The organism is Mesorhizobium denitrificans (assembly GCF_003403035.1).
Taxonomy (GTDB): Bacteria; Pseudomonadota; Alphaproteobacteria; order Rhizobiales; family Rhizobiaceae; genus Mesorhizobium_G; species Mesorhizobium_G denitrificans.
The window spans coordinates 84808-111129 of record NZ_QURN01000006.1; the positions used below are offsets into that span (position 1 = coordinate 84808).

22 protein-coding genes, 1 pseudogene and 1 riboswitch are annotated in these 26322 nt (G+C 59.0%); of the genes and pseudogenes, 7 read left to right on the plus strand and 16 right to left on the minus strand.

Features of this window, described 5'->3' with window-relative positions:
* Positions 1–14 precede the first annotated feature (14 nt).
* Genes DY251_RS08945 through DY251_RS08955 form a run of 3 tightly spaced genes read right to left on the minus strand, consistent with a single transcriptional unit; the run spans position 15 to position 3336 of the window.
* Entirely contained in the window at positions 15–599 is a 585-nt protein-coding gene (locus DY251_RS08945; protein WP_116623552.1) for a hypothetical protein, read from the minus strand.
* Positions 596–2872 carry a xanthine dehydrogenase family protein molybdopterin-binding subunit gene (locus DY251_RS08950; protein WP_116623553.1) on the minus strand — a complete coding sequence of 759 codons (2277 nt, stop codon included), beginning with the start codon at positions 2870–2872 and terminating at the stop codon, positions 596–598. The genes DY251_RS08945 and DY251_RS08950 overlap by 4 nt, the downstream gene beginning before the upstream one ends.
* 2 nt (positions 2873–2874) lie before the next feature.
* Positions 2875–3336, minus strand: coding sequence for a (2Fe-2S)-binding protein (locus DY251_RS08955; protein ID WP_116623554.1), 462 nt, complete (start codon positions 3334–3336; stop codon positions 2875–2877).
* A gap of 105 nt (positions 3337–3441) precedes the next feature.
* Between DY251_RS08955 and DY251_RS08960 the strand changes: the two genes are divergently transcribed.
* Together DY251_RS08960 and DY251_RS08965 are read left to right on the plus strand one after the other, a co-directional pair.
* A complete protein-coding gene (locus tag DY251_RS08960; protein WP_116623555.1) occupies positions 3442–4050 on the plus strand; it encodes a TetR/AcrR family transcriptional regulator in 609 nt (202 codons plus the stop codon).
* An 81-nt stretch (positions 4051–4131) separates the two neighbouring features.
* Positions 4132–5772: an MFS transporter gene (locus DY251_RS08965; RefSeq protein ID WP_116623556.1), complete on the plus strand. Its 1641-nt coding sequence runs from the start codon at positions 4132–4134 to the stop codon at positions 5770–5772.
* A 136-nt stretch (positions 5773–5908) separates the two neighbouring features.
* Here the strand turns inward: DY251_RS08965 and rpmF are convergent, their stop codons facing one another.
* Both rpmF and DY251_RS08975 read right to left on the minus strand, forming a co-directional pair.
* On the minus strand, positions 5909–6091 hold the full coding sequence (gene rpmF / locus DY251_RS08970; protein WP_116623557.1) for a 50S ribosomal protein L32: 183 nt from the start codon (positions 6089–6091) through the stop codon (positions 5909–5911).
* A 140-nt stretch (positions 6092–6231) separates the two neighbouring features.
* On the minus strand, positions 6232–6939 hold the full coding sequence (locus DY251_RS08975) for a biosynthetic peptidoglycan transglycosylase (RefSeq protein ID WP_116623815.1): 708 nt from the start codon (positions 6937–6939) through the stop codon (positions 6232–6234).
* A gap of 147 nt (positions 6940–7086) precedes the next feature.
* Here DY251_RS08975 and DY251_RS08980 point away from each other — a divergent pair, with 147 nt between their 5' ends.
* Complete coding sequence (locus DY251_RS08980; protein WP_116623558.1) at positions 7087–8004, plus strand: polyprenyl synthetase family protein; 918 nt, start codon at positions 7087–7089, stop codon at positions 8002–8004.
* Positions 8005–8064: 60 nt separating this feature from the next.
* Here DY251_RS08980 and DY251_RS08985 read toward each other — a convergent pair whose 3' ends face one another.
* The 3 genes from DY251_RS08985 to phaR all read right to left on the minus strand — a co-directional run bounded on the left by DY251_RS08985 (position 8065) and on the right by phaR (position 11055).
* Positions 8065–8925, minus strand: a complete 861-nt coding sequence (locus DY251_RS08985) for a lytic transglycosylase domain-containing protein (RefSeq protein WP_425373286.1) — start codon at positions 8923–8925, stop codon at positions 8065–8067.
* A gap of 10 nt (positions 8926–8935) precedes the next feature.
* Positions 8936–10186 carry a flavodoxin-dependent (E)-4-hydroxy-3-methylbut-2-enyl-diphosphate synthase gene (gene ispG, locus DY251_RS08990; RefSeq protein WP_116623559.1) on the minus strand — a complete coding sequence of 417 codons (1251 nt, stop codon included), beginning with the start codon at positions 10184–10186 and terminating at the stop codon, positions 8936–8938.
* Positions 10187–10446: 260 nt separating this feature from the next.
* Positions 10447–11055 carry a polyhydroxyalkanoate synthesis repressor PhaR gene (gene phaR, locus DY251_RS08995; protein ID WP_116623560.1) on the minus strand — a complete coding sequence of 203 codons (609 nt, stop codon included), beginning with the start codon at positions 11053–11055 and terminating at the stop codon, positions 10447–10449.
* 276 nt (positions 11056–11331) lie between these two features.
* Here phaR and DY251_RS09000 point away from each other — a divergent pair, with 276 nt between their 5' ends.
* Complete coding sequence (locus DY251_RS09000; RefSeq protein ID WP_116623561.1) at positions 11332–12516, plus strand: acetyl-CoA C-acetyltransferase; 1185 nt, start codon at positions 11332–11334, stop codon at positions 12514–12516.
* Positions 12517–12562: 46 nt separating this feature from the next.
* A complete protein-coding gene (phbB, locus tag DY251_RS09005; protein ID WP_116623562.1) occupies positions 12563–13288 on the plus strand; it encodes an acetoacetyl-CoA reductase in 726 nt (241 codons plus the stop codon).
* Between the two features lie 70 nt (positions 13289–13358).
* Here phbB and DY251_RS09010 read toward each other — a convergent pair whose 3' ends face one another.
* The 8 genes and pseudogenes from DY251_RS09010 to thiB form a co-directional block, all read right to left on the minus strand.
* Positions 13359–13940, minus strand: coding sequence for a CarD family transcriptional regulator (locus DY251_RS09010; RefSeq protein WP_116623563.1), 582 nt, complete (start codon positions 13938–13940; stop codon positions 13359–13361).
* Between the two features lie 326 nt (positions 13941–14266).
* A complete protein-coding gene (gene fdxA, locus DY251_RS09015; RefSeq protein ID WP_116623564.1) occupies positions 14267–14602 on the minus strand; it encodes a ferredoxin FdxA in 336 nt (111 codons plus the stop codon).
* A 117-nt stretch (positions 14603–14719) separates the two neighbouring features.
* A pseudogene (locus DY251_RS09020) lies at positions 14720–15022 on the minus strand (RNA-binding S4 domain-containing protein); the annotation flags it as partial.
* A gap of 9 nt (positions 15023–15031) precedes the next feature.
* Positions 15032–18085: a helicase-related protein gene (locus DY251_RS09025; protein WP_116623566.1), complete on the minus strand. Its 3054-nt coding sequence runs from the start codon at positions 18083–18085 to the stop codon at positions 15032–15034.
* Between the two features lie 585 nt (positions 18086–18670).
* Positions 18671–20119, minus strand: coding sequence for a M48 family metalloprotease (locus tag DY251_RS09030; RefSeq protein ID WP_245415916.1), 1449 nt, complete (start codon positions 20117–20119; stop codon positions 18671–18673).
* Positions 20120–20260: 141 nt separating this feature from the next.
* Positions 20261–21004 carry a thiamine ABC transporter ATP-binding protein gene (thiQ, locus tag DY251_RS09035; RefSeq protein WP_116623568.1) on the minus strand — a complete coding sequence of 248 codons (744 nt, stop codon included), beginning with the start codon at positions 21002–21004 and terminating at the stop codon, positions 20261–20263.
* Positions 21001–22587, minus strand: a complete 1587-nt coding sequence (gene thiP, locus DY251_RS09040; protein WP_116623569.1) for a thiamine/thiamine pyrophosphate ABC transporter permease — start codon at positions 22585–22587, stop codon at positions 21001–21003. Before thiP ends, thiQ begins: the two co-directional genes overlap by 4 nt.
* Complete coding sequence (gene thiB, locus DY251_RS09045; protein WP_116623570.1) at positions 22588–23583, minus strand: thiamine ABC transporter substrate binding subunit; 996 nt, start codon at positions 23581–23583, stop codon at positions 22588–22590.
* A 37-nt stretch (positions 23584–23620) separates the two neighbouring features.
* Positions 23621–23722: riboswitch (TPP riboswitch) on the minus strand.
* A 99-nt stretch (positions 23723–23821) separates the two neighbouring features.
* On the opposite strand from thiB, the gene DY251_RS09050 reads away from it, so the two are divergent.
* Both DY251_RS09050 and DY251_RS09055 read left to right on the plus strand, forming a co-directional pair.
* Positions 23822–24466, plus strand: a complete 645-nt coding sequence (locus tag DY251_RS09050; protein WP_116623817.1) for a thiamine diphosphokinase — start codon at positions 23822–23824, stop codon at positions 24464–24466.
* Positions 24466–26271, plus strand: a complete 1806-nt coding sequence (locus tag DY251_RS09055; RefSeq protein ID WP_116623571.1) for an ABC-F family ATP-binding cassette domain-containing protein — start codon at positions 24466–24468, stop codon at positions 26269–26271. The genes DY251_RS09050 and DY251_RS09055 overlap by 1 nt, the downstream gene beginning before the upstream one ends.
* Positions 26272–26322: the final 51 nt, after the last annotated feature.

Here is a 26322-nt window from a genome sequence, read left to right on the forward strand (position 1 = left end):
TGCTGAAATGTGACTCATTCTTGAGGGCAGGGCGCGCCCGCTGCTGCCCATCTCTCCAGCTCTTCATAGGTTCCTTCGGCAGAGCCCGGCGCGGGCTCGCGTCCCGGTCCGGGCTTCCACCCCCAGCCCACCAGCGGGTCCTCGCGCACATGCTCTGCAATTTCCTGCAATGTGCGGCCGCCATTGCGTTCAGGATCTTTGATCTGGGCACAGATTCCGGCAGAGGATATTTTGTGCCACACCATTTCCGCCGGTGCGAGGTGCCAGCTCGGTGCGCCGGGCGGACCATTCAAGTGCTTGGAATTGCTTTCAAAATGGCAGGATGTGCAGCGCAGGCCAGCATTGCCGAAGCCTGAACCGTCGACGCCGCGCTGCACATTGAATGCGTGAATGCGCTCAGCCGAACCGGCTGCGCCCACCCACCTCGGCCGCTCGTCTGCCACATGGCAATTGGCGCAGCGCGGATGCGAAAACACGGCGTAAACTTGTTGCCATGCAGCCAGTCCTTCCTGCTGCGAGGGGGCATTATCCTGCGCAAAAGATGGCGCTGTCAGCATCAGCATGGCGGTAGCTGTCAGCAGTCTCCCCCGCCAGTTCATGCGAACACCACCTCGTCCGAAAGCGGCAGTGACCGCACACGCTTTCCGGTCAGCGCAAACACGGCGTTTGCCAGGGCCGGAGCCGCCGGTGGTGTTCCCACTTCGCCAACTCCGCCCATGCGGTGATAGTTCTCCAGTATCGCGACCTCGAATTGCGGCGCCTGGAAAATTCTCATCGCGTCGAAGTCGTGGAAATTGGATTGCTCCACGCGACCGTCCGCAAATGTGATCTTCTGGTTCATCGCTGCTGAAAGTCCGAAGATCGCGCCCGAAACCATCTGTTGCTCGATAATGCCGGGATCGAGAGCCGTGCCGACATCGACGGCGATCCACATCTTTTCCAGCTTGATGCCGCCCGGCGTCTGCGCAATTTGCACCACCTGTGCGCACCAGCTTCCAAAGGAAAGCACAAAGGCAAACCCCTTGGCCTTGCCTTCCGGCAGCTTTTCGCCCCAGTTCGACATTGCTGCCACCTTGTCCACCACGGCGACGGCTGCTGGAAACTCGCGCATCAATTTCCGGCGCAGTTCAATTGGGTCGGTCTTTCCCGCGTGGGCGATTTCGTCCATCGCGCTTTCGTGGAAAAAGCCATTCTGCGAATTGCCGACTGAGCGCCAGAAGCTGACCGGCAGCGTCAGCGGTGCCTTGATGCCCGTCACCCGATAGTTCGGAATAGTGTAGGGCTGGTTGTGCGAGCCATCAGTCGTGGTGTTGTCTGGCCCCGGTGCTGAGCGTCCCGGAAAAATGCGCCCTACGAGACTGGCCATCATGGATTGACCAGCGACGCGCAAGTCCAGCGCTTGTGGCAATCCGTCGTCGCCAAGGCGCGCGCGCATCCGCGCGATAAAGGCCGACCTATAGCAGTCATGCTGCATGTCTTCCTCGCGCGTCCACGTCACTTTCACGGGATGCCCGTCGGCTTCCTTGGCAATCAGTGTCGCATAAAGCGCGTAGTCGATTTCGCCGCGCCGCCCGAAGGCTCCGCCCATATATGTCGTGTGCACGGTCGTCTGTTCCAGAGGCACCCCGGCAAGGTCCGCACATAGCCAGCGGATAAGCGTCGGCATCTGGTTGGGCGCCCACACGGTCAGGTGGCCATCCTTCAGTTGCGCGGTGCAATTCATCGGCTCCATCGGCGCGTGCGAAAGATACGGCACGCGATATTCCGCCTCGATAAGTTGCGCCTGCGGTGCATCGGCAAATGCGGTTTCAACGTCGCCATCATTGCGCATCACGTCGCCTTCGCCCTTCGTGGCGGCGTCGGCAATCACCTGCATCAGCCCGTCTGTGTCTGCGGGATTGACCGGCTTGCCCCATTCAACGTCGAGCGCTTCAGCGCCTTTAAATGCGGCCCAGGTATTTTTTGCGATCACGCCAAAGCCGGAGCCATAGACCGTTTCAAGCGGCACGATCTTTATGACGCCCGACATTTTTTCGGCTTTGGATGTATCTGCCTTCACCGGCTTTGCGCCGAACACCGGGCTTATCAGCACGGTCGCGTAAAGCATGTCTGGCAGGCGCACATCGATCCCGAATATTGGCGCGCCGGTCACCTTGTCGTGCATATCGACGCGCTGCTGCGTCTTGCCCAACAGCTTCCAGTCCTTCTTGTCTCGCAGCGTTACCGATTTTGGCGGCGCAATGCTCGCTGCATCAAGTGCAACCTCGCCATAGCTCACGCTACGGCCAGACCGGGCATGAACGATGCGGCCATTCTCCGTGGCGAGTTCAGCCACGGGCAAGGATAGTCGGGCCGCCGCCGCCTGCATCAGCACTGCGCGTGTGGCCGCGCCCGCCTGCCGCATTTTCTCAAATCCATCACGCGCAGAGGTGGAACCTCCAGTTCCTTGCAGCCCCAGAACCTTGCCGACCGTTCCCAATGCGCTGCGTGTCATTTCGGCAAGAAAACTGTCGTCGAAAAAGTTGAACGGCCCGCTCTCGGCAAGCATCTCCGCGTTGTAATAGGCATAGGAAGCGGGTCCGTGCTCAACCTTGATCCGGTCAAGCGTCACGTCCAGTTCTTCCGCAACAAAAGCAGCCAGCGTGGTCGCAACGCCTTGGCCCATTTCGGCCCGCGGTGCGATAACCGTGATCGTGTCGTCAGAAGCGATTTTCACATAGGGGTTGAATGTTGCCTCGCCCTTGGCAACTTCGCCTTCGAGCGGGTTTTCGTAAGGTCTGCTCACATACCAGTAGCCGACCGCAACGCCGCCTGCGACCGCAGCCGCGCCGAGCAGAAATGTGCGTCGGGCAATCTTTCCAATGCTGGCCATCTCTATAGCTCCGCCGTTTTCAGCGCAGCGGCGCGTTTCACTGCGGCGCGAATGCGCGGATAGGTTCCGCATCGGCACAGATTACCGCCCATCGCATTGTCTATGTCTTCGTCAGTCGGTTCCGCAATCTCGTCCAGCAAAGCAACTGCGGTCATGATCTGCCCGGCCTGACAATAGCCGCATTGCGCAACCTGTTCTTCAAGCCAGGCTTGCTGAACCGGGTGCAGCTCGCCACCCTTCGAAAGCCCTTCGATTGTTGTGATTTCACCCTCTACGGCTCCCACCGGAAGCGAGCAGGAGCGCACCGGCACGCCGTCAATATGAACCGTGCATGCACCGCAAGCGGCAATGCCGCAGCCGAATTTCGGACCCATGATACCGGCAATGTCACGCAGCGCCCAAAGCAGCGGCATATCGGGATCGGCATCGATTTCGAGGGAATTGCCGTTTACATTGAGGCGCATGGGGATACCCTTTGTTCTCGTCCAGCGTCGTTATCTTAACACATTGACAATTTCCGTATATTTTGTCAATTAGCTTTGAAGCAAGAAGAAAAAGCATTCTGAATCATGCCTTTCGAAATCGCACTGCCATCTGATGGTCCTGAAGACGCGAAGAAAATTCGTGCGCTTCACGGCGCGATGACTGCGTTCTTTTCTTACGGTTATCAGCGCACTTCGATGGACGACATCGCCAAGGCTGCGGGCATGTCTCGTCCAGCACTCTATCTGCTTTTCAAGAACAAGGCGGATATTTTTCAGGCCGGTGCGGAGCGCGTTTTCCAGCGCTCGGCCATGTGTCTTGAGGAGGTGCTGAACGGTCCGGGATCGTTTTCGGAGCGTCTTTTCCAATCTGTCGATCGTGGAATGATCGCCATGATGGCAAAAATGAACGCATCGCCACACGGCGCGGAATTGATCGATATGAAAAACGATGTTGCTGGCGGGCTGATGCAGGCATGGCATGGCAAGTCAGTAGCGCTTTTCCAGAATGCCATTGAGGTCGAAACGAAAGCCTCCGGCGTCGATCTTGCGGCGCGCGGGTTAACCTCGCATGTGCTGGCCGAATTGCTTGTTGATGGTCTGGAAGGTGTCAAGCATCGCGTCGCCGATGTCGAAACCCAGCGTACAGCTTTACGCCAGCTTATTCGAGTTATTGAACTGGCATTGAAAAAATAGCTTTGTAGTTTGACCATGCGGGCCGGTGCAGGGCATAAGAAACAGCCCTGAGCCGAGGCAAAGCATGGTGATTTCCCGTCCATGAACGAGCATATCCAGCAGCGCCCTTCTTCGCTTGCGCCGCTCTCGCATTCGACATTTCGCGCCGTGTGGTTGGCCAGTCTCGCGTCGAATTTCGGCGGCCTGATTCAGTCGGTTGGCTCTGCGTGGCTCATGACCGCCATCACGACCTCCGACGACATGGTGGCATTGGTGCAGGCGTCTACCACCCTGCCCATCATGCTCTTCTCATTGGCGTCTGGCGCGATTGCCGATAATTTCGACCGCAGGCGCGTCATTCTCATTGCGCAAGGCTTCATGCTCGTTGTTTCAACTGCGCTGGCGGCCTTTGCGTGGTTCGGCCTCATCACCCCGTGGCTTTTGCTGGCCTTCACCTTTCTCATTGGCTGTGGCACCGCTCTCAACAATCCGTCGTGGCAGGCGTCTGTCGGCGACATGGTTCCGCGCGATCATTTGCCCGCAGCCGTCGCGCTAAACAGTGTCGGCTTCAATCTCACTCGCAGCGTTGGCCCCGCAATCGGCGGTGCCATCGTTGCCGCCTTCGGCGCTGCTGCTGCCTTTATCGTCAATGCTTTCAGCTACATCGCCTTGCTGATCGTCATCGCCCGCTGGCAGCCTAACATCGCGAAAAGCAGCCTGCCGCGCGAAACGATGGGCCGCGCCATGACCGCCGGTCTGCGCTACGTCGGCATGTCTCCGCATATCGAAATCGTGCTGTTTCGCGCGCTCCTGTTCGGCTTTACGGCAATCGTCATTCTGGCGCTGCTGCCGCTCGTCGCGCGTGACCTGCTTGGTGGCGGCGCGCTCACCTATGGCATTTTGCTCGGTTGCTTTGGCATTGGTGCAGTTTGTGGCGCATTCATCGGGGGGCGCGCACGTCAACGCATTTCCAACGAATGGATCGTGCGCCTTTCATTTGCGGGCTTCGCTTTGTGCGCCGTCATCTGCTCCTATGGCACTGCCATCTGGCAGACCGGGGCAGGGCTCTTGCTTGGCGGTGCCTGCTGGGTCATGGCGCTGTCGCTCTTCAATGTCACCGTCCAGCTTTCAACCCCGCGCTGGGTGGTTGGTCGCGCCCTTGCGCTCTACCAGACCGCCGTTTTTGGCGGCATGGCGCTTGGCTCCTGGATCTGGGGTATTGTCGCTGAATCCCAAGGCGTCGGCATTGCGCTCCTTTATGCCGCAGCCACCATGCTCATTGGCGTCGTCGCCGGATTGCGCTTTCCGATGCCTGCCCAGCAGGCGCTAAATCTCGATCCGCTCAATCGCTGGCAACAGCCCGATGTCGCGTTGGACCTGCGCCCGCAGAGCGGCCCCATCTTCATCGTTATCGAATACATTATTCGCGAAACCGACTTGCCCGCGTTCATGGAGGCCATGTCAGAACGTCGCCGCATCCGCCTGCGTGACGGTGCTCGGCAATGGGAGTTGATGCGCGATCTGGAAAACCCCGAAATCTGGCGTGAAACCTACCACGCTCCGACCTGGGTCGAGTATGTCCGCCACAACCAGCGCGCCACCCATGCCGATGCCGTGATCGGGGAGACGCTGCGCGCGCTTCATGCCGGTCCTGAGCTTCCAAAAGTGCAGCGCATGATCGTTCGACCGACCGACTGGACCGAGGCCCTTCAACAGGTCAAGCCGTCGATGGATATGCACTGAAAAAGCCGCTCTATTCGCCGCAAAATGCGATTATACGGGCGTATTTTTCCGATTATACGGCCGTATTTTTCCACTTTCAGACAAAAATAGCCCGCAAAAGCGGGCTATTTCAAAAGGAATTCGGCGATTTTGTCGCTTAGTTGCCCTTGGGCTCAAGCACCTGACGGCCACGATACATGCCGGTTTTCAGGTCGATGTGATGCGGGCGACGCATCTCACCCGAGTTCTTGTCCTCAACATAGGCCGGGGCCTTGAGGGCGTCTGCCGAGCGGCGCATGCCGCGCTTTGCCGGCGAGGTTTTCTTTTTAGGGACTGCCATTTTATGCTCCACTCAATTCGTCAAAGCCCCGCCAGCCCTTACAGAGCCGATCTCAAGGCTGAAATCCGGGAAATCGGGCGTGCCTATACAACGCCTGTGGGCTTTTGACCAGCACTTGGCCCAAATATTTTGCGCAATCCCTATTCTACACAGTCAACATAGCCCCCGGCGCGGCTTGCGCGGCGCTCGATGACGCGGGCGATAGCTCTCATGCCGGGCTTAGCCTTGGCCGGATTGCGGGTAATAGGGTTGGGAAGTGCTGAAGTTAACAGTGCTGCTTGCCGTGCCGACAAGTCTTTTGCCGATACCCCGAAATAATACTGAGATGCGGCTTCGATGCCGTAAATATTCGGACCCCATTCTGCGATGTTAAGATAGATTTCCAGAATGCGATATTTCGGCAATACAAGGTCGAAGTAGATTGCGAGCGGCAACTCCATTGCCTTGCGGAGGAAGGACCGCCCATTCCATAAGTACAGGTTCTTCACGGTCTGCATCGGGATCGTGGACGCGCCGCGTGTTGGGCGTCCCGCAAAGAGGTCTTCAACTTCGCCCTTCAGTTCACCCAGATCAACACCAAAATGCGAGCAGAACTGCCCGTCCTCGGACATGATGACCGACCGGCGCATGACAGGCGCGACATCCTCAAGGGCAACCCATTGGCGGTCATACCCTTGAAATGTAACGAGATCTCGAAGCATCAGGGTTGATACCGGATGCACGAATGACGGGAAGTAGAGGATCGTCAGAACGACAGGAATGAGCGCAACAACAATCGCCGCCTTTACAAGACGACGAAGCCACAAACGCGTGCGGCTGGTTCCAAGCAGCTTCCGAATCGACGCCATATCCGGCTTTCCCGGATCGGGCTCCGCACTAGGCTCCGTCGTTCCGGCAATCCCTGTCTCCATTCTCACTCGCATAGCGGTGCGAAGCGAATAGTGCAACGGATTCGGCGCTTGACCCGCCAAGCCTTTGCCGTAAACGGTTCCGCCATGTTGCAGATAACACAATCAGATTTCGAAACTGCGCTTCGGCGTTGCGCGCGCGAGGTTGAGGCCGAGCTCGACGCGATCCTGACCGCGATCCCGCAATCGGGTGAAATCGAGCGTCCTGAAAAGCTGCTCGCGGCTATGCGTCACGGTGTTCTGAATGGTGGCAAGAGGCTGCGGCCCTTTCTGGTGTTGGAAAGCTCAGCGCTTTTTGGCGCGAAGCGCGGTGCTGCGCTTCGTGTGGCGGCGGCGCTGGAATGCATCCATTGCTATTCGCTGGTGCATGATGATCTGCCGGCAATGGACGATGATGATTTGAGACGTGGGCAACCGACCGTCCACAAAGCGTTTGACGAGGCGACGGCCATTTTGGCGGGCGATTCCCTGCTGACCCTGGCGTTCGATATTATCGCGGATCCGGCTACGGAACTTCCTGAGGATGCCCGGCTGAAACTGATATTGGCGCTTTCGCGTGCCGCCGGTATTGGCGGCATGGCTGGCGGGCAGGCACTTGACCTCGCGGCGGAACAGGATGCGCCCGACGAGGCGGGCATCATTCGACTGCAAGCGATGAAAACTGGCGCGTTGATCCGGTTCGGGTGTGAGGCTGGTGCAATTGCAGGCAAGGCGAGCAATGCCGACCGCGAGCGCATGGCCGAGTTCGGATCGGCGATTGGGCTGGCTTTCCAGCTTGCCGACGATCTGCTCGATCTCACTTCAGATGCGCAGACAATGGGCAAGGCCACCGGCAAAGACCAGCAGGCCGGTAAGGCGACCCTTGCGTCGTTGCACGGGTCGGATTGGGCGCGCGCACAACTGCGCGGTTTGGTGAAACAGGCGGAAGATTTGCTCGCGCCTTATGGCGAGGCGGGAAATCTGCTCCGAGCCGCGGCCCGGTTTGTGGCTGAACGCAGTAGCTGATTACCCCTCATCCGCTTCGCGGGCCACTCCTCACCCCACAAGGGGTATTGAACGCAGCAGCTAGCGATTGCGCATGACGATGCAGGAACCGCCAGCGCCTTGGAGTTGCTGGCAGATGATGTTGGCGTTGGCGCGGTTCTCGACACCGATACGAACTGCATAAATTCCGCGCCGCCCGATTGGTGTACGAACACGGCTCACGACCGGCTCGTACTCCTTGAGCAACGCAGGTAAGCGGCCGCGAACGCGCTGCCATTGCTTTATTGCGGCTGAACGGCGGAAGTTGCCCGCGACCTGAACACCCCAAGGCTTCGTGTGGATTGTAGCCATTGCGATGGTGGTCGTACGCACAATCGGCAGGCGGCGGCACGCCTCGGCAAAACTGTGCTTTTCTTCCAGCGGCCGGTTCGTGCCGGTATAGGCGGCGTTCGAGAAATTGTCCGCTGGCTCGCCCATAATGTCGAGCACATAGTCTTCCGTTTCGAGCGGCAGGAAACCGCCGGATGATAGCCATCGTGCCACGCGATTTTCGCCCGAATTGTAGGCGGCTGCAGCAAGACCGAGATTGCCGAAACTGCGCTTCATCTCTCCCAGATATTTGGCTGAAGCGGCGATTGCCTTGGGCACGTCGAACGGATCATCGAGGCCGCGCATCTTTGCTGTGCCGGGCATGAATTGGGCGATGCCCTCTGCTCCAACAGGGCTGACCGCATTGGCATCGAAGCGGCTTTCCTTCCAGATGAGTCGGGCAAAAAACTCGCGCGGAATGTCGTTCAGAACCGCGTGCGTTTCGATGAGCCTGCAGATGCGATGTACGGGATCAGGACCACCAACGCGGTCATCACGATCCGCGCCGAAAGCATCGGCTTGCGGCATAGAGAGAGTGATGATGGCAGCCAGAACGCTTCGCAATGCAGCCATTGCGCCGCGTCTATTCTGCGGCAACGCGCCCGCGTCCGTAGCGCCGCTCTATATAGTCCGCCACCATGCGTTCGAAGTCGCGCGCAATGTCCGGTCCGCGCAAGGTGGCGGCCTTCTGACCATCGATATAAACGGGGGCAGTAGGCGTCTCGCCAGTGCCTGGCAACGAAATTCCGATGTCGGCATGCTTGGATTCGCCGGGGCCGTTGACGATGCAACCCATGACGGCGACCTTCAACTCTTCGACGCCTGGATAGCGCTCGCGCCAGACCGGCATGTTGCGGCGAATGTCTTCCTGAATGTTTTGCGCAAGTTCCTGAAAAACCGTCGATGTGGTGCGACCGCAGCCGGGGCAGGCGGCGACAATCGGGATGAATTGGCGGAAGCCCATGGTTTGCAGAAGTTCCTGCGAAACCTGCACCTCGCGCGTGCGGTCGCCATTTGGCTCAGGCGTCAACGAAATGCGGATCGTGTCGCCAATACCTTGCTGGAGCAGGATTCCCATCGCAGCCGACGAGGCAACGATGCCCTTGGTACCCATGCCTGCTTCCGTGAGGCCAAGATGCAAGGCGTGATCCGAACGGCCTGCAAGCTCGGTATAGACGGCGATGAGATCCTGAACCTGACTAACCTTCGCCGACAGAATGATCTTGTCGCGACCGAGGCCGATTTCCTCTGCTGCGTGCGCGGAAAGCAGGGCGGATTGCACGATTGCCTCGCGGGTGACCTGCTGGGCGGTCAGCGGTGAGCCATTCTCGTTGTTCTCATCCATCAGACGCGTGAGAAGCTCCTGATCGAGCGAACCCCAATTCACGCCGATGCGCACCGGCTTGTTGTAGCGGATCGCCATTTCGACGATTTCCGCAAATTGCCGGTCCTTCTTGTCCTTGAAGCCGACATTGCCCGGATTGATGCGGTATTTGGCGAGCGCCTCCGCGCAGGCCGGATGATCGGCCAGCAGCTTGTGGCCGATATAATGGAAGTCGCCGACCAGCGGAACATTGACGTTCAGGCGGTCCAGCCGTTCGCGAATCGCGGGAACCGCCGCAGCGCTCTCGTCGCGATCGACTGTAATGCGGACGAGTTCGGAGCCCGCGCGATGCAGCGCGGCAACCTGCGCGACGGTCTGGTCAATGTCAGCAGTGTCCGTATTGGTCATCGACTGCACAACGACCGGGGCCGAACCGCCGACCATCACGCCGCCGACATCGACGCCGACAGATTTGCGGCGCGGGAAAGGTGAAGAAAAATATCCGGACATGAGCCGGTTTGCTCCGTTGCGGAATTCGCAGATCAGGTGGCGGATGCAGTGACAGATGTCAATGGATCAAATCTAATGTGATGGTTCGGGCCGATAAATGCAAAGCCCCGCCGAAGCGGGGCCAAGGACAGCGACAATATCCAGGCTATTCAAAACTTGTCATCGTTTGGCGAATAGCCTTTCTGGCGGGCCACGTCTTAAAGCCCGATAACCGGGATACCCGCTTTCGCAAAAATCTGTACGCCCGATGGCATAATCGATCAAGAAAGCGAATCTATTTTCCGCTGCATGGCGGCGATCTGCTCTTTCAGTTCCTTTAGGTCGTCCGGCTTTTCAGGAGCGCTTTTTTTTTCCGGCTCATCAGACGGCGGCGTTGTGCCGGCGCCTGAAGGAAAGGGCGTAAACATGCGCATGGCGTTTTGGAAAAGCTCGACATTGCGGCGAGTCTGCTCTTCGAGAGCCTTCATTGAAGTCGGCAAATTTTCCATCATGCCGAGCGGCGTTTTGCCGAAACTCGCCTTCATCTGCTCGCGAAAGCGTTCCTGCTCCTTGGCAAACGCGACCATGGATTGTTCGAGAAAGGTCGGCACGACCATCTGCATCTGGTCGCCGTAAAAGGCGATGAGCTGGCGCAGGAAAGGAATAGGCAGCATGTTCTGCCCATCTTTGTTTTCAAGCTCGAAAATGATCTGCGTGAGTACCGGGTGAGTGATGTCCTCACCAGTCTTGGCATCATGAACCACGAATTCCTCATCTCGCTTTACCATTTCCGCGAGGTCTTCGAGCGTCACGTAGGTGCTGGTTCCGGTATTGTAGAGACGGCGGTTGGCGTATTTTTTGATCACCACCGGTTCGTCTTTTGCTGCCATTATCTGCCTCCCGAGCCGGTTGGTACCAATTATGGCTCTTCTACGGCAAGATATGCGGAAATCCGCCACGAATCCAAGCATTTTGTGCAGTGCGAAACCTGCACATGAAATTGCCGGCTTACGATTGCCCGTTTCATTGGCCCTCAGGTGCGTTGCAGGGCACATTTCGGTTTGACTTGCCGGGCAGAAAGTGAAGAAATTCAAATTCCATTATTGCTTCACAGACTCTCCTGAGCCACGCCCCTTTCCTGCTCAGATTTTTTCGGAGGAATTAAAATGTCCGCATCTTCGATTGTTGTTGCGAGCGCCGCACGCACCCCTGTCGGCTCTTTCAATGGTTCGTTTGCCAATACTCCGGCTCACGAACTGGGCGCAGTTGCGATCAAGGCTGTGCTTGAACGCGCCGGCGTCGATCCGAAAGAGGTGGATGAGGTCATTTTCGGCCAGATTCTGACGGCAGGGCAGGGCCAGAACCCAGCCCGTCAGGCCGCGATCAAGGCTGGCATTCCGAATGAAGCGACTGCCTGGGGCCTCAACCAGCTTTGCGGTTCCGGCTTGCGAACAATCGCAATCGGCATGCAGCAGATCGCCACGGGTGATGCCAAGATCATCGTTGCCGGCGGACAGGAATCGATGTCGATGGCGCCGCATTGCCAGCATCTGCGCAATGGCGTCAAGATGGGCGATTTCAAGATGATCGATACGATGATCAAGGATGGCCTGACGGATGCCTTCTATGGCTATCATATGGGGAATACCGCGGAAAATGTCGCGCGTCAGTGGCAGCTTACGCGTGACGAACAGGACGCATTCGCTGTTGCGTCGCAGAACAAGGCCGAGACAGCACAGAAGGCTGGCCGGTTCAAGGATGAGATCGTTCCGGTGACGGTCAAGGGCCGCAAGGAGGATGTCATTGTTGATGCGGACGAATATATCCGTCACGGCGCGACTATCGAGGCGATGGCCAAGCTGCGGCCTGCTTTTGACAAGGAAGGCACGGTGACGGCGGGTAACGCTTCCGGCATCAATGACGGTGCTGCTGCTGCTCTGCTGATGACCGAGGAGGAAGCCGCGCGCCGCGGCCTTACGCCACTGGTGCGAATCGTGTCGTGGGCGACTGCTGGCGTCGATCCGCAGATCATGGGTACGGGGCCGATACCGGCTTCCCGCCGCGCGCTGGAGAAAGCCGGCTGGAAGGTGGATGATCTCGATCTGGTCGAAGCCAACGAGGCGTTCGCTGCGCAGGCTTGCGCGGTCAACAAGGATATGGGCTGGAATACGGACATCGTGAATGTCAATGGCGGCGCGATCGCAATTGGCCATCCGGTCGGCGCGTCGGGCGCTCGCGTTTTCAACACGCTGGTCTATGAAATGGGTCGCCGTGGTGCAAAGAGGGGCCTCGCTACGCTTTGCATCGGCGGTGGCATGGGCATCGCCATGTGCGTGGAATCGATGAAGTAAATCAGACCCCGCAAACGGGACAGCATTCAGGGAGGAGAACGGCCATATGGCAAGAACAGCAATCGTGACCGGTGGATCGCGCGGTATTGGAGCGGCTATTTCAATAGCTCTCAAGGCGGCTGGCTATAATGTAGCCGCCAACTATGCCGGCAATGACGAGGCGGCGAAGAAATTCACCGCGGAAACCGGCATCAAGACCTATAAGTGGTCGGTGGCCGACTATGATGCTTGCGTGGCGGGCGTCAAACAGGTGGAAGCGGAGCTTGGGCCCGTCGATATCCTGGTGAACAATGCGGGCATCACGCGCGATGCGATGTTCCACAAGATGACGCCGCAGCAGTGGAAGGAAGTGATCGACACCAATCTGTCGGGCGTCTTCAATATGAGCCATCCGGTGTGGGGCGGTATGCGCGACCGTAAGTTCGGCCGCATCATCACCATCTCCTCTATCAATGGTCAAAAGGGGCAGGCAGGGCAGGTGAACTACTCGTCGGCGAAGGCTGGCGATATCGGCTTTACCAAGGCGCTGGCGCAGGAAGGCGCACGCGCGGGCATCACGGTGAACGTGATTGCGCCGGGTTATATCGCGACAGAGATGGTGAAGGCCATCGACGAAAAGGTGCTGAACGAGCGCATCATTCCGCAGATACCTGTGGGCCGCCTGGGCGAGCCGGAAGAGATTGCGCGCTGTGTTGTGTTCCTGGCTTCCGACGAGGCAGGGTTCATCACCGGCTCGACCATTTCGGCGAATGGTGGTCAGTATTTCGCCTAACCAACGGCGCTTGTGAAAAAGAAAAACCCGGCTCGATGGCCGGGTTTTTTGTTTTTATGAGGCGCGCCTATCAGGCAGCTTCTTCCTGCTCGGCTTCCTCATTGTCAGCCTTCGTGCCGCGCTTCGGACCCTTTGCAAGGTTCGCTTCGATCAGGCGGACGGCTTCCGTGTCCGACATTTTGTTGACGGCCGCGATTTCGCGCGCCATGCGGTCAAGCGCAGCTTCATAAAGCTGGCGCTCGGAATAGGACTGCTCAGGCTGCGTGTCTGCACGGAACAGGTCGCGTACGACTTCAGAGATCGAGATCAGGTCGCCGGAATTGATCTTTGCATCATATTCCTGCGCGCGGCGCGACCACATGGTGCGCTTGATACGGGCGCGGCCCTGAACAACCTTGAGAGCGCGGTCAACATAGTCCGTCTCGGAAAGCTTGCGCATGCCGATAGACTGTGCCTTTGCGACCGGCACCTTGAGGCGCATCTTGTCTTTCTGAAAGTCGATCACGAACAGTTCCAGCTTGTGACCCGCTACTTCCTGCTCGTCGATAGACACGATTTGTCCAACGCCGTGTGCGGGATAGACGATGAACTCGCCGGTCTTGAAACCGTGACGGGCGGGCGCGGGCTTCTTCTGCTGGGTGGTCGATGCCATTCGCTTATGACTCCTTTTGGGTACTATCTGCGAAAACATGGCCGAGACGGCGTTTTCGTCCAAGATTGTCCCAAGCGACCGAGAAAAAACTTTCCCACCGGCGTCGGCCAAATAGAGGCCGCAGCATCCAGTTCAACAACACCAGTATTGCTGGTGCGGAAATATGGGAAACGACCTTTCAGCGAGTGGCCTGAGCGACAAGATTGACGATATGCCGACGGCATTTCTTAGACAGGTAACATAAAACCTGCCAAGAATCAAGGTTTTTGCTGCAAGCGCGAACAATCGCGCGTCAAGTGCTCATTTTGTGAGCACAAATGAAAAGATCAATCGCCGGTGCCGGGTTCGGGCGAAAAATACTTTAACTTGTCCGGCACGCCGTCAAACTCTTTGGCTTCAGGCAGTTCCGGCTTCTTCTGGGTGATGTTCGGCCATTTCGCCGCATATTCAGTATTGAGCGCCAGCCAATCATCCAGATTGCGCTCCGTATCGGGCTTGATGGCGTCGGCTGGACACTCGGGCTCACACACGCCGCAGTCGATGCATTCGTCTGGATGAATGACGAGCATGTTCTCGCCTTCGTAGAAGCAATCGACCGGACAAACCTCTACGCAATCCGTGTATTTGCACTTTATGCAATTGTCGGTGACGATGTAGGTCATGCTTCAGGCATTCCGGTTCTGCTTGTGCGGTGAGGTAACGCCTTTGCAATCTGCTTGCAAGGGCAGCAAACACTCCAAAGTGTCGCTATTTAGGAAGGTTTTTCTTTCTTGGCGTCAACTGTCCGTTTTGTCTTCTTCCAAAGGCGTGCTGTCGGGCGACAGATCTTCATACATCAGCCGGGCCTCAACGGCGGGGCCTCGGCGTTCGCCGAGCGACAGGACACGGTAAACGAGAATTCGCCGCTCAAGCGTGATGGTGAGCACATCGCCCAGCTTGACGCTGTCCGACGATTGGGTGGCCTTTTCGCGGTTGATGCGTACGCCGCCAGCTTCGACAAGCTTGGCGGCCAGCGAGCGCGACTTAACCGCGCGTGAGAAGAACAGCCATTTGTCGATGCGCTGCCTTCCGCTCGCGATCAACGAACGTCTCTACTTGCGAAGCTGGTCGCGCAGTGCCGCGAGCTTGGCAAAAGGCGAGTCAGGATCAATGCGGGCAGGGCGTTCTTCCCGCGGCTTCTGCTGGTGAGACGGCGGGTTTTTCTTGCCGCCCTCATGTGGCTTGCCGCCATGATCTCCACGATGCGGCTTGCCCTTGAATGGACGGTCCTTGCGCTCGCCGGCCTGCTGCTCTCCACCGGGTTTGCGATGCTGCTGGCCGTGTCGGTTGCGGTTTTGGCCGTCCTGACGCTGGCTTGCGCCATGTTGACGCGGACGATGATCGAACCGCTGCGGCCGCCACAGGATGATTGGCTTGGGCGCTTCTGCAGGTTCTTCGGATGGAGTTGATTGCGGCTCTGTTGCCGGAGCTTCTTCCGTCGCTTCCACGACTACGTTGGGAGCAGCTTCGGTTGCGGGAGCTTCTTCCTGAACTCCGGCCACAGCAATCGGCTCGGCCTCATTGGCCTCAGTTGAAACTTCATCAGTTTGAGGTGCAGCGACGGCTTCGGCTTCGACAACAGGCCGTGGCTCAGCGGCTTCCTTTGCTGCCGCATCCAGCGATTCCAGTTTCGCCTTTACTTCTTCGGCGGGTCGAGCATCGCCGCGATAGCCGAGCCCTTTCAGGATTTGATCCATATCGTCGGCGGTTGCACCGAGAATAGACATCATGGGCGGTGTGACCATGAAGGCATTGCCGTCAAACGCGCCGTCTGGACGTGCACCGGTTCCGGCCTTCCATGCCAGTGCAGGGCGGATGAGGTCTGCAAGGCGCTCCAGAATGTCAACGCGCACTGCGCGCTTTCCGAGCACGCGATAACCGGCGAGCCGATAGAAAGCAGGCTCAAACTCAGCGTCTACGGCAAGCGAGGTGCGTCCGGTCGAAAGGGCATGCACGACATCGCCAAAGCCAGGCTTGCCCTTGCCGTCATGTTTCAGCGACCAGAGCAGCGTGACCAGACCGGCGGGCGCGGGCTTTAACAAGGACGGGACGAAGATGTGATACGCGCCGAAGCGCACGCCAAGACGGCGCAGGGCTGCGCGCCCTTCCTGATCCAGCGCCTTCATTTCGTCGGCAATATCGCGGCGGCTAATGACACCGAGGTTTTCAACCAACCGGAATGCGATGCCCCGCGCGATGCCGGAAACCTGCTCGGCATTTTTCAGGTCGAGTAGTGGCTTGAGCAAGGATTCGATCTGGAAGTTCACGAAGCGCTCGGCGCGGGCCGCGACCTTATCGCGGGCTGTGCCGGTCAATTGCTCATCTGCCAGCAGCACAATGCGCGGCTTGAGCACGTCTTCGCCATCCGTGAGTGTCGCGATGGGCGCACCGATCCAGCGGAGCGTTCCGTCGGACGCAATCGCGATGTCTCCATTCGGTCCACCGGAGAAGCGTTCAGCACGCGTTTCAAACTCGGTCGCAAGCGCCTTTTGTGCGGCAGCGCGGATTGCCTTTCCGTCTTCGCCACCAGCGCTCTGGTCAGCGGTAAAACGGAACCCCTGCAATTCGCCGACATGGTGGCCTTCCACCGTGACGGTTCCTGCGGCGTTTATTTCAGCTTCAAGCATCGTGTTCTCTCTCAGGCGGCGCATGAGGACGGAAGTCCTGCGGTCTACGAAGCGTTTCGTCAACCGCTCATGCAGCGCATCTGATAGACGATCTTCGATTTCCCGTGTCTTTTCTTGCCAGTGAAGGGGATCGGCGAGCCAGCCGGGCCGATTTGACACAAATGTCCAGGTGCGAATCTGCGCGATGCGATGCGAAAGCGTATCGATGTCGCCCTCGGTCGCATCGGCGCGCCGCACCTGTTCAGCCATGTAGTCTTCATCGACGTGACCGCGCTTTACGAGGTCGAAATAGATGTTCGCGATGATGTCCGCATGTTGCGCGGGCGCGATCTTGCGGTAGTCCGGCAGCGCGCAGACTTCCCACAACAGGCCGACGCGCGATGAACTGGTGGCGAGCGCCTTGACCTCACCGTCTTTGGACAGATGCTCAAGCGCTTGTGCGTCCACGGCAGGCGGGGCGCGGGTCAAACCCTCGATCGGTGCATTCGTTTCAATGGAGCGCTTGAGCGCATCAAGGCTGCTGTAGTCGAACTGCGCGGTGCGCCATTGCAGCACCTTCGTCGGCTCGAAATCATGGGATTCGAGTTTTTGAATCAGCTCTTCATCGAACGGATCGACACGACCCGTGACGCCGAATGTGCCGTCACGTAGATGCCGACCGGCGCGGCCCGCAATCTGCCCGAGTTCTGCTGGGGTGAGCTGGCGGTATTGGTATCCATCGAACTTGCGGTTCTGCGCAAACGCGACGTGATCAACGTCGAGATTGAGCCCCATGCCGATTGCGTCGGTGGCGATGAGATAATCGACATCGCCGGACTGGTAGAGCGCGACCTGCGCGTTGCGAGTGCGGGGACTGAGCGCGCCGAGGACGACCGCAGCGCCGCCCTGCTGACGGCGGATCAATTCCGCAATGCCGTAGACTTCATCCGCCGAGAAGGCGACGACAGCTGAGCGACGGGGCAACCGTGTAAGCTTTTTCGAGCCCGCATAGGCGAGGTGGGACAGGCGCGGACGCGTCAGCACATTCACGCCGCGCAGCAGCTTTTCCAAAATGCCGCGCATGGTGGGAGCGCCGAGCAACAGCGTTTCCTGACGCCCGCGCAGATGCAGGATGCGGTCCGTGAAAATATGGCCGCGTTCCAGGTCGCCCGCGAGCTGCACCTCGTCGATTGCGACAAAGGCGGCATCGGTTTCGCGCGGCATGGCCTCAACGGTGCAGACCGAATATTTCGCGCCGACGGGCTGGATTTTTTCCTCGCCCGTGATGAGTGCGACCTTGTTTGCCCCGACCTTGTCGCAAACACGCTGATAAACCTCACGAGCCAGCAGGCGCAGCGGCAAGCCGATAACACCGCTTTCGTGGGCAACCATTCGCTCGATGGCCAGATGGGTCTTGCCGGTGTTCGTCGGCCCAAGAACCGCGGTCACATCACGGCCCGATAGGATGAGGGGCTGGGCGGGTTTTGACTGAACGTTCATAGGGAAGGGATTGCCGAACTCCTGCGGCGGTTTGGGGCAAGTTGCCGTCGCGCGCGTTTGTCCACACATAGGCATTTAAGCACGGATGCGAAAGGATATTCTTTTTTGAACGCCTCCGGCGATTAACTTGTGGAACGAGTCTGGAACGAATCGGCGACGAATCGCTGACTCTGCGAAATTCTGTATTTGTTCACCCCTAGATTTAGATTTTCACCACTCAAGTTGCACCACATGCTGAATCGGGGTGTGGGAGTCGAGCGTCAGTAAACGGTGCGGTGTTAACCTTTACAGGCAATTCAGTTTCGAAGGGTCTGGTCGTGCCGATAGAGGTTTGAAAAATAAAGATAATCTTAATTCAGCTTAACCGTTCCTTTATCGAATTTCGGTGTTTTCGTTAACGCTTCGAACCAAGGCGGAACGAATCGGCGACGAATCACGGATCGAGCGAATTTCACGTTTTGTTCTCTACCAGATGTTGTGCCATACAGAAGTTCTCCCGCTATTTTGCACAGGTTTTCCACAGGGGGAGAGGTGCAAATGCCGGCTAATGGTTAACGTGGGAAAGCTGGATCACCCCTTATCCGCCTAGCGGTCGGTGACGATCTTAACCTTATAACCGGCCGGAACCGTGTTGCCGGTTGGGATCTCGTTCAGCACGCGGAAAAGCTCTTCCTTACGGTCCACACCGACCATGCGCGAGGACAGCGAGGCGACAGTATCGCCGGACCTTGCCGTGAGGATACGGATGCGGAGCGGCTTGAGCGCTGCCTTTTCGCTCGCGCTGAGAACGCGGAAACTGTCGCTGACCGTGCGGGCCGTTGCGTCGAGGCTGGTAGATGCAATCGGTGCGGCGGTGAGCAGGCGATAGACCTGTCCGCCGGCGCGGATCACAGCAATGTCGAATTGCCAGTTGTCGGCGCGGGCGCGCGCAATGGCAGCATCGTTGCCGTTGATCCGAACAGAACGGATGCTGTCTGCATCAAGGCCCGTAACCCAACCGCTGCGCAGATAATCCGGCAGGGTGACGTTGGGCTGAAGTGTGACGCCATCGAAGCGAATGGCAATATTGCCGGGTCCGTTTGCCGTGACGGCGGCTGAAGAATTGTCGATCACGAAACCTTCAGGCACGGAGAAGGAAACGCCGAGGCCGGGATGCAGGAAGGTGTGTCCGCGCACATAGCCTTCTTCCGGTGTGTCACCGAACAGCAGGCCGTCAATGCCCGCAAGATACGCGTCGCGGTCCACGATGCCGGTGCCGGGCGGGCCGAAGTCCCGCGCGTGCCGCTGTGCAAGATCGATGCGCTGCGGCGTGTTCGGATGGCTGGCCAGAAAGTCGAGGCTGGCATCGGTAGCGCCCGAAACGCTTCGCAAATTGCTGTAAGCCGCCATGGATTGCAGGAAGCGCCCCGCAGCGTAGGGATCAAAACCGGCCTGACCGCTGGACCTGATGCCGATGACATCCGCCTCCAGCTCCTGATTGCGGGAGAACTGCGCGAGCTTGAGCTTTCCGCGCAAGGCCGCGACCTCTGCGACCGAGCTTTGGCCGAACAGTTCGGTCGCCGCTTTGGTGGCAAGCTCGGCTTCGGCCTCTGCCTGCTGGCGCGCAATGCCGTGATTGGCGGTTACGTGGCCCATTTCGTGGGCGAGAACGGCGGCGAGCTCGGCAGAATCGTTGGCGAGCGCGAGAAGGCCGCGCGTGACGTAGAGATAACCGCCGGGAAGCGCGAAGGCGTTCACGTTTGGCGAATTGAGGATCGTGATGCGGTAGGCCTGCCCCGGATTGCCTGCGACAGTCGTGAGGTTGCCGACAACCTTGGCGACCATGCGTTCAAGCTTGGGATCGGCATATTCGCCGCCATAGGTCGCCAGAATTCGGGGATGCTGCGCGCGGGCAAGGGCTGCGAGCTTGTTGTCCTTCTGGACCGTATCGACGGTGACGGGATTGTTTGACGGCTGGAATGCTGACTCGTCCACACGGGACGGATAGACATCGACGCCCTGGCAGGCGGTGAGCAGTGTCGAAAGCGCAAGCATAGCCATAGCTCGGCGCACCGCGCCGAAGCTTCTCAGCTTCATCCCGGTCGTTCGGGTTTTGCCCGTCACGCTCGTCCTTCCCACCTGTCATTACGCATCCTGCTGATGGATGCGTTCCGCCGCTGACGCTGTGGCGACAAATTATGTCCGCTTCCGGGCAAGATTTGCCGATTCGTCAGCACCTATATATCGCCTGAACGCTTCTGGTGCACCGTTTCCGAAGAAATCATCAATAGGACCAGTCGCCGCAACCTTGCCTTCCTCTATGAAAATCATGAACTCGGCAATGCGGCGTGCATCCTCCGGCTGGTGCGTGACGAACAGCAAGGTCATGCCCTTTTCGGCGTGGAGTTTTGCCAGCAGGTCCAGCATGTCATCCCGCAACGCAGGGCCAAGGGACGCGAAAGGCTCGTCGAGCAGGAGCACCGGGCGGTCCCGCACGAGCGCACGGGCAAGTGCGACGCGCTGGCGTTCGCCGCCGGAGAGTTCGGAAGGGAGGCGCTTTTCCTTACCGGTAAGGCCGGTCTGAGCGAGCGCGTCGCGGATGATTGCGCGATCTGAATCGGTGAGGTGCAGCGATGGAGAACGGCCAAGGCCGACGTTTTTCTCGACATTCAGATGGGCAAAGAGGTTGTTCTCCTGAAACACCATCGAGACGGGACGTTCGGAGGGGGCGAGTTCGGACACGTCCTTGCCGTCGATGAGGATGCGGCCGGATTCCGGTTTTTCGAAACCGGCGACGAGGTTGAGCAGCGTGGTCTTGCCGGCGCCGCTCGGCCCCATGATCGCGGCAATGACGCCCGGCTGGACGGCAACGTCGAACAGCACGCGGGTTTCGGCATAACCGAAGGCAACTTGATCCAGCTTGACGCTTGCGTCGGTCATTCGGAGGTTCTCCCAAGCCGGTCGGCGATGAGCATGAGCGCAAGGCAGAGCGCGCCAAGCAGTAGCGCAATGCCTGCCGCATCCTGCGTGCGATAGCTGCCCATGCGGCCAAGCAGAAGGTATGGCAAAGTCTGCACCGCATCTGACCCGAAAAGAGCGATGACGCCGAGATCGCCCAGCGACAGCGCCATTGCGAATGCAAGCCCGGTCATCATGGGGCGGCGCAGCACGGGCCAATCGATCAGGCGCAGGCGGTTCCAGCCGGTGATGCCAAGCTGCGAGGCAATGCGGTCGTGGCGCGTGGCGGCGGCATCATGCGCGGGACGAATTGCGCGGATGGCGAAGGGCATGGCCATGACGGCGTTGACGGCGACGACCATGACGGGCGCGACACTGAAAACGTCGACATGATTGCGCAGCAGCAAGAACCAGCCGGAGCCTATGACGATGGGCGGAACGATCAGCACGAAGCCTGCGCCCGTATCGAAAATGCGCTCCAGAAAGCTGGCTGTGGCGGAGCGGCGGGCGCTGGCGAGGCTCCAGCGCGCGGCCACCAGCGACCAAGATATTGCGAGGCAGAGGATTGCGGAACAACTGGCGAGTATGAGGCTCGTCAGTGCGGCGTTCTGCACCGCGTTTTCGGTGATGAGACGTGCGAGGTCGGCGCGAAGTCCCGCGATGATTGTTGCGACCATCGGGGACAAGACGAACAGCGCGGCGAGAAGAAGGATGATGCTGTTGGCAATGGTTTCGGGCGTCGAGGGCGACACGGCCTTGCGGCGCGATACGGCAAGGTTTGCATCGCCTGCAACGTTTGCGCCGACGCGCGTCAACACGGCGATGACGATGGCGGTCAGGATGATTTGCAGGACCGTGACGGCAACTGCGCGCGCGGGATCGAAATCAAAACGGAGAGCTTGATAGATCGCGACTTCCAGCGTCGTGGCGCGTGGACCGCCGCCGAGCGTCAGCACGATGGTGAAAGAGGTGATGCACAGCATGAAGACCAGCCCGGCGACAGCAGGTAATGCGCGGCGCAAGGCGGGCCATTCGATGAAGATGAAGGTCGAGCGCGCATTCATGCCGAGTTGCGCTGCGAGCCGCCATTGGTCAGTAGGGATCGTGTCGAGCGCTTCAAGCAAAAGCCGTGTTGCAAGCGGCATGTTGAAAAACACGTGCGCGACGAGAATGCCGGACAGGCCGTAAATGCCAGGCCACCCATCGCCCCAAAATGTGGCGAATAATCCCGCACGACCAAGCAACGCCAATATGCCGAGCGCAGCGACGATTGCCGGCAGCGCCAGCGGCACGGCGAACAGTTTCAGGATGAGGCTGCGCCCGATGAAATCAGGATGTCGGGAGAGTGCGCGCGCCACAAGGATTGCCGGAGCGACGGACAGCAATGTGGAAAGCAGCGCCTGCCAGAGCGTGAAGCGCGCGACGCGAAACAGATAGGGATCGAACGCTGCGATGGCGGCGGGCAGGTTGGTGAAGCTTTCCGACAGCAGCCCCGCAAACGCGCCGCCAATAAGCAGCGCGATTGCAGCAAGAGCCAAAAGGCCCGGAGTGATCGATCTGCTCAACTATTGACCCATGACCGAAAGCCACTCATCCGTCCATGCCTTGCGGTTGCGCTCGACAATGTCCGGCGCGAAGAGAAGTGGCTTGACCGGCTGGGGCAATGTTCCGAACGCGGGGTTCAGCGGCTTCGAGGTTTTGGCTGCCGGAAACATCCAGTTCGTTTCGGGGATTACATCCTGAAACGCGGTGCTGGTCATGAAGCTCATGAACTTTTCAGCAAGCGGGTTCTGGGCGCCTGTGTTGGTGACACCGGCCACCTCTACCTGCATGTAATTGCCCTCCTGAAACACCGTCGCCTTGTAGGTGTCGACCTTCTCGGCAATCAAATGGTAGGCGGGCGAAGTCGTGTAAGACAGCACCATCGGAGCTTCGCCCTTGGTGAACAGGCCATAGGCTTCGCTCCAGCCGGGCGTAACGGTAAGCACGCGGCCCTTGAGTTTCGCCCAGGCTTCGCCAGCCTTGTCGCCATAGACCGAGCGCATCCACAATACGAGCGCGAGTCCCGGCGTTGAAGTGCGTGGATCCTCAATGATGATCTTCTCGCTCGAATTACCCTCGACCAACTCCTTGAGGCTCTTTGGCGGGTTGGGCAGCTTGTCCTTGTTGTAGACGACGGAGAAATAGCCGTAGTCGTAAGGAACGAATGTATCGTCGTTCCAGCCGCCGGGGACTGTGAGTTCTCCGATTTTGCCGTGTGGTGCAAACAGGCCGGTCGACTTTGCTTCGGCGGTCAGATTGGTGTCGAGGCCAAGCACGATGTCGGCCTTGGTGGCTTTGCCTTCCAGCTTAAGGCGGTTGAGCAGGGCCACGCCATCTGCGACGGAAACAAATTCCAGATCGCAATTGCATTGTGCTTCAAAGGCTTTTTCGACCTGCGGCCCCGGTCCCCATTCGGCTGTGAAGCTTTCATAGGTATAGACCGTCAGTTTGTCTGCTGCAGACACAGGCGCGGCAAACAAAAGAACAGCAGTTGAAACAGAGGCGAACAGGTGACGCATTCAATCAATCCTTCTGTTTCGGAGTGAAATGCGTCGTGTGACCGAAGCATCTAATCCCTCCGCCGGTACAAACCGGATCAGGTTCAGCGGGTTGGCGATATGCCTCTCAGCCGCAGGCGCGGCACCCCGTTAGAGCGGGGAAACACATAGGGCGGATTTTTATGCAATGCAAGTTGATGGACCTGTGCCAAGCCGAAGCCTCTGGCATCGCGCCGCATCGCCTGATAGAGCCGCGCCAATGAGCCGTTTTACGATCCTTCTCGGTGGCGACTTAACCCCGACCCCGCGCCTTGCGGCGCAGGTGACCGGCACGCGCGTGATTGCCGCCGATGCCGGTATTCGTCACGCGCAGATGCTCGGCCTCGTGCCTGAATTGTGGGTTGGCGATTTCGACTCCGTGCCTTCGAGGCTTGAGGGTGGGCTCTCCAATGTGGAACGCCGGACCTTCCCGAAAGAGAAGGACCAAACCGATGGTGAGCTTGCCGTGACAGAAGCGCTGTCGCGCGGGGCGACGTCGCTGCTCATCGCGGGCGCATTCGGCGGGCCGCGCTTCGATCACAGTTTTCTCCATGTGACTTTGGCGATCAGGCTCGCGGAGCAAGGCATTGATGTGATGCTGACCAGCGGCGCGCAGGAAGGCACGCCGCTTTCGCCGGCAATGCAGAGCTTCGACTATGATGACGCCACGGTGTTCAGCGTGCTTGGCCTGACGCAACTCGACGGGCTGAGCGTGGAAGGCGCGCGCTGGCCGCTAAAGGCTGTGCAGGTGCCGTTTGGTTCGTCATGGACAGTTTCAAATGAGGTGCGGGGCGCATTGCGCGCGTCGCTCTCGAAAGGCCGCGCGATGCTGCTGGCCCATCCCTATCCGGCAGAAGGTTTCTGATGGCTCCGCCGCTTCTCAATCTCGATGGCATTAAACTGACATTTGGTGGTGCGCCGTTGCTCGATGGCGCATCGCTTTCAGTCGAGGCCGGTGATCGCGTTGCCCTTGTGGGACGCAACGGTTCCGGCAAATCCACATTGCTCAAGATCGCGGCGGGAATGGTTGAGGCGCAGGACGGCGTTGTGTTTCGCCAGCCCACGGCGACCATTCGCTATCTGCCGCAATTGCCCGACATGGATGGGTTTGCCAATGTGCGCGAGTATGTGGAGTCCGGGCTTGGGCCTGCCGATGACCCGCACCGCGCGACCTATTTGCTGGAGCATCTTGGCCTGACCGGAGACGAGCAGCCTGCCAATCTTTCCGGTGGTGAAGCGCGCCGCGCTGCTCTGGCGCGCGTTATGGCCCCGCAGCCGGACATTCTGTTGCTGGACGAGCCAACCAACCATCTGGACCTTTCAGTCATTGAATGGCTGGAAGAAGAATTGGCGCGCGGCCAGTCTGCGCTGATCGTCATTTCGCACGACCGTCGGTTTCTGGAGCGCGTTTCAAAATCGACCGTCTGGCTGGATCGGGGGCAGACGCGGCGCATGGATCGTGGGTTTGCGCATTTCGAGGAATGGCGCGACCAGATTCTGGAAGAAGAAGAACGCGAGCAACACAAGCTCGGCCGCCAGATCGTGCGCGAGGAGCACTGGCTGCGATACGGCGTGACCGCGCGACGCAAGCGCAACATGCGGCGGTTGGGCGAATTGCACGCGATGCGCCAGAAGTTCCGCTCACATCGCGGCGCAGAGGGAACAGCGGTGCTGGCCGCGAGCGATGCGAGCGAATCCGGCAAGCTGGTGATCGAGGCGAAGGAGATTTCCAAGAGTTTCGGGGAGTCGGTGATTGTCGATAGGTTTTCGACGCGCATTCAGCGTGGTGATCGCGTGGGCTTTGTGGGGCCAAACGGAGTGGGCAAGACAACGCTGCTGAAGATGCTGACCGGCGTTTTGAAACCGGATTCCGGCACTGTGCGGCTTGGCGTGAATCTGGAAATTGCGACGCTCGACCAAAAGCGCGAATCGGTTGACCCGAGCGAAACGCTGGCGAATTTTCTGACCGATGGCCGCGGGGAAAATCTCGTTGTGAATGGCGAGCAGCGACACGTCGTTTCCTACATGAAGGATTTTCTGTTTCGGCCTGAGCAGGCCCGCACGCCTGTGCGCGAACTTTCCGGCGGCGAGCGGGCGCGGCTGATTCTGGCGCGGATGCTGTCTCGCCCGGCGAATCTGCTGGTGCTCGACGAACCGACAAACGACCTGGATATGGAAACGCTGGATCTGTTGCAGGAACTGGTGGCGGGCTTTCCAGGAACCGTGCTGCTGGTGAGCCACGACCGCGATTTTCTGGACCGCACCGTGACAAGCGTGATCGCGCCGGACGGCAATGGCCGCTGGGTGGAATATGCTGGCGGCTATTCGGACATGCTGGCGCAGCGCGGCAGCAAAAAGTTGGAGGTGCGCGAGGCGAAGAGGGGCAGCGCGGGAGCGCAGACTGCCAGGGCAGAGGCGCCAAAGGCCGCTTCGAAGAAGCTGTCGTTCAAGCAGAAATTTGTCTTGGATAATCTGCCCGGAAAGATGGAGGCCCTGTCTGCCGCGATTTCCACCCTGGAAGACAAAATGGCGGACCCGGCGTTTTATGAACGCGACCCTAAAGGGTTTGCCCAGACCATAGCCATGCTCGACAAGGAGCGCGCATCATTAGCGGCTATGGAAGAAGAATGGCTGGAACTGGAAATGCTGCGCGAGGAGTTGGAGGGGTGAGGAATGGTCCGCGAAGCGAATGAAAAGCCCCGAAATGGGCTTTTCAAATGA

What these genes read in the sequence shown, in the direction of transcription:
- thiB (WP_116623570.1), bottom strand. Translation starts at nt 23,583, where the DNA reads ATGCGTCACCTGTTCGCCTCTGTTTCAACTGCTGTTCTTTTGTTTGCC.
- DY251_RS09025 (WP_116623566.1), bottom strand. Translation starts at nt 18,085, where the DNA reads ATGAACGTTCAGTCAAAACCCGCCCAGCCCCTCATCCTATCGGGCCGT.
- DY251_RS08960 (WP_116623555.1), top strand. Translation starts at nt 3,442, where the DNA reads ATGCCTTTCGAAATCGCACTGCCATCTGATGGTCCTGAAGACGCGAAG.
- ispG (WP_116623559.1), bottom strand. Translation starts at nt 10,186, where the DNA reads ATGTCCGGATATTTTTCTTCACCTTTCCCGCGCCGCAAATCTGTCGGC.
- DY251_RS09000 (WP_116623561.1), top strand. Translation starts at nt 11,332, where the DNA reads ATGTCCGCATCTTCGATTGTTGTTGCGAGCGCCGCACGCACCCCTGTC.
- DY251_RS08955 (WP_116623554.1), bottom strand. Translation starts at nt 3,336, where the DNA reads ATGCGCCTCAATGTAAACGGCAATTCCCTCGAAATCGATGCCGATCCC.
- DY251_RS08975 (WP_116623815.1), bottom strand. Translation starts at nt 6,939, where the DNA reads ATGGCGTCGATTCGGAAGCTGCTTGGAACCAGCCGCACGCGTTTGTGG.
- rpmF (WP_116623557.1), bottom strand. Translation starts at nt 6,091, where the DNA reads ATGGCAGTCCCTAAAAAGAAAACCTCGCCGGCAAAGCGCGGCATGCGC.
- DY251_RS08965 (WP_116623556.1), top strand. Translation starts at nt 4,132, where the DNA reads ATGAACGAGCATATCCAGCAGCGCCCTTCTTCGCTTGCGCCGCTCTCG.
- phaR (WP_116623560.1), bottom strand. Translation starts at nt 11,055, where the DNA reads ATGGCAGCAAAAGACGAACCGGTGGTGATCAAAAAATACGCCAACCGC.
- fdxA (WP_116623564.1), bottom strand. Translation starts at nt 14,602, where the DNA reads ATGACCTACATCGTCACCGACAATTGCATAAAGTGCAAATACACGGAT.
- DY251_RS08980 (WP_116623558.1), top strand. Translation starts at nt 7,087, where the DNA reads ATGTTGCAGATAACACAATCAGATTTCGAAACTGCGCTTCGGCGTTGC.
- phbB (WP_116623562.1), top strand. Translation starts at nt 12,563, where the DNA reads ATGGCAAGAACAGCAATCGTGACCGGTGGATCGCGCGGTATTGGAGCG.
- DY251_RS08950 (WP_116623553.1), bottom strand. Translation starts at nt 2,872, where the DNA reads ATGGCCAGCATTGGAAAGATTGCCCGACGCACATTTCTGCTCGGCGCG.
- DY251_RS09030 (WP_245415916.1), bottom strand. Translation starts at nt 20,119, where the DNA reads ATGCTTGCGCTTTCGACACTGCTCACCGCCTGCCAGGGCGTCGATGTC.
- thiQ (WP_116623568.1), bottom strand. Translation starts at nt 21,004, where the DNA reads ATGACCGACGCAAGCGTCAAGCTGGATCAAGTTGCCTTCGGTTATGCC.
- DY251_RS08985 (WP_425373286.1), bottom strand. Translation starts at nt 8,925, where the DNA reads ATGGCTGCATTGCGAAGCGTTCTGGCTGCCATCATCACTCTCTCTATG.
- DY251_RS09050 (WP_116623817.1), top strand. Translation starts at nt 23,822, where the DNA reads ATGAGCCGTTTTACGATCCTTCTCGGTGGCGACTTAACCCCGACCCCG.
- DY251_RS09055 (WP_116623571.1), top strand. Translation starts at nt 24,466, where the DNA reads ATGGCTCCGCCGCTTCTCAATCTCGATGGCATTAAACTGACATTTGGT.
- DY251_RS08945 (WP_116623552.1), bottom strand. Translation starts at nt 599, where the DNA reads ATGAACTGGCGGGGGAGACTGCTGACAGCTACCGCCATGCTGATGCTG.
- DY251_RS09010 (WP_116623563.1), bottom strand. Translation starts at nt 13,940, where the DNA reads ATGGCATCGACCACCCAGCAGAAGAAGCCCGCGCCCGCCCGTCACGGT.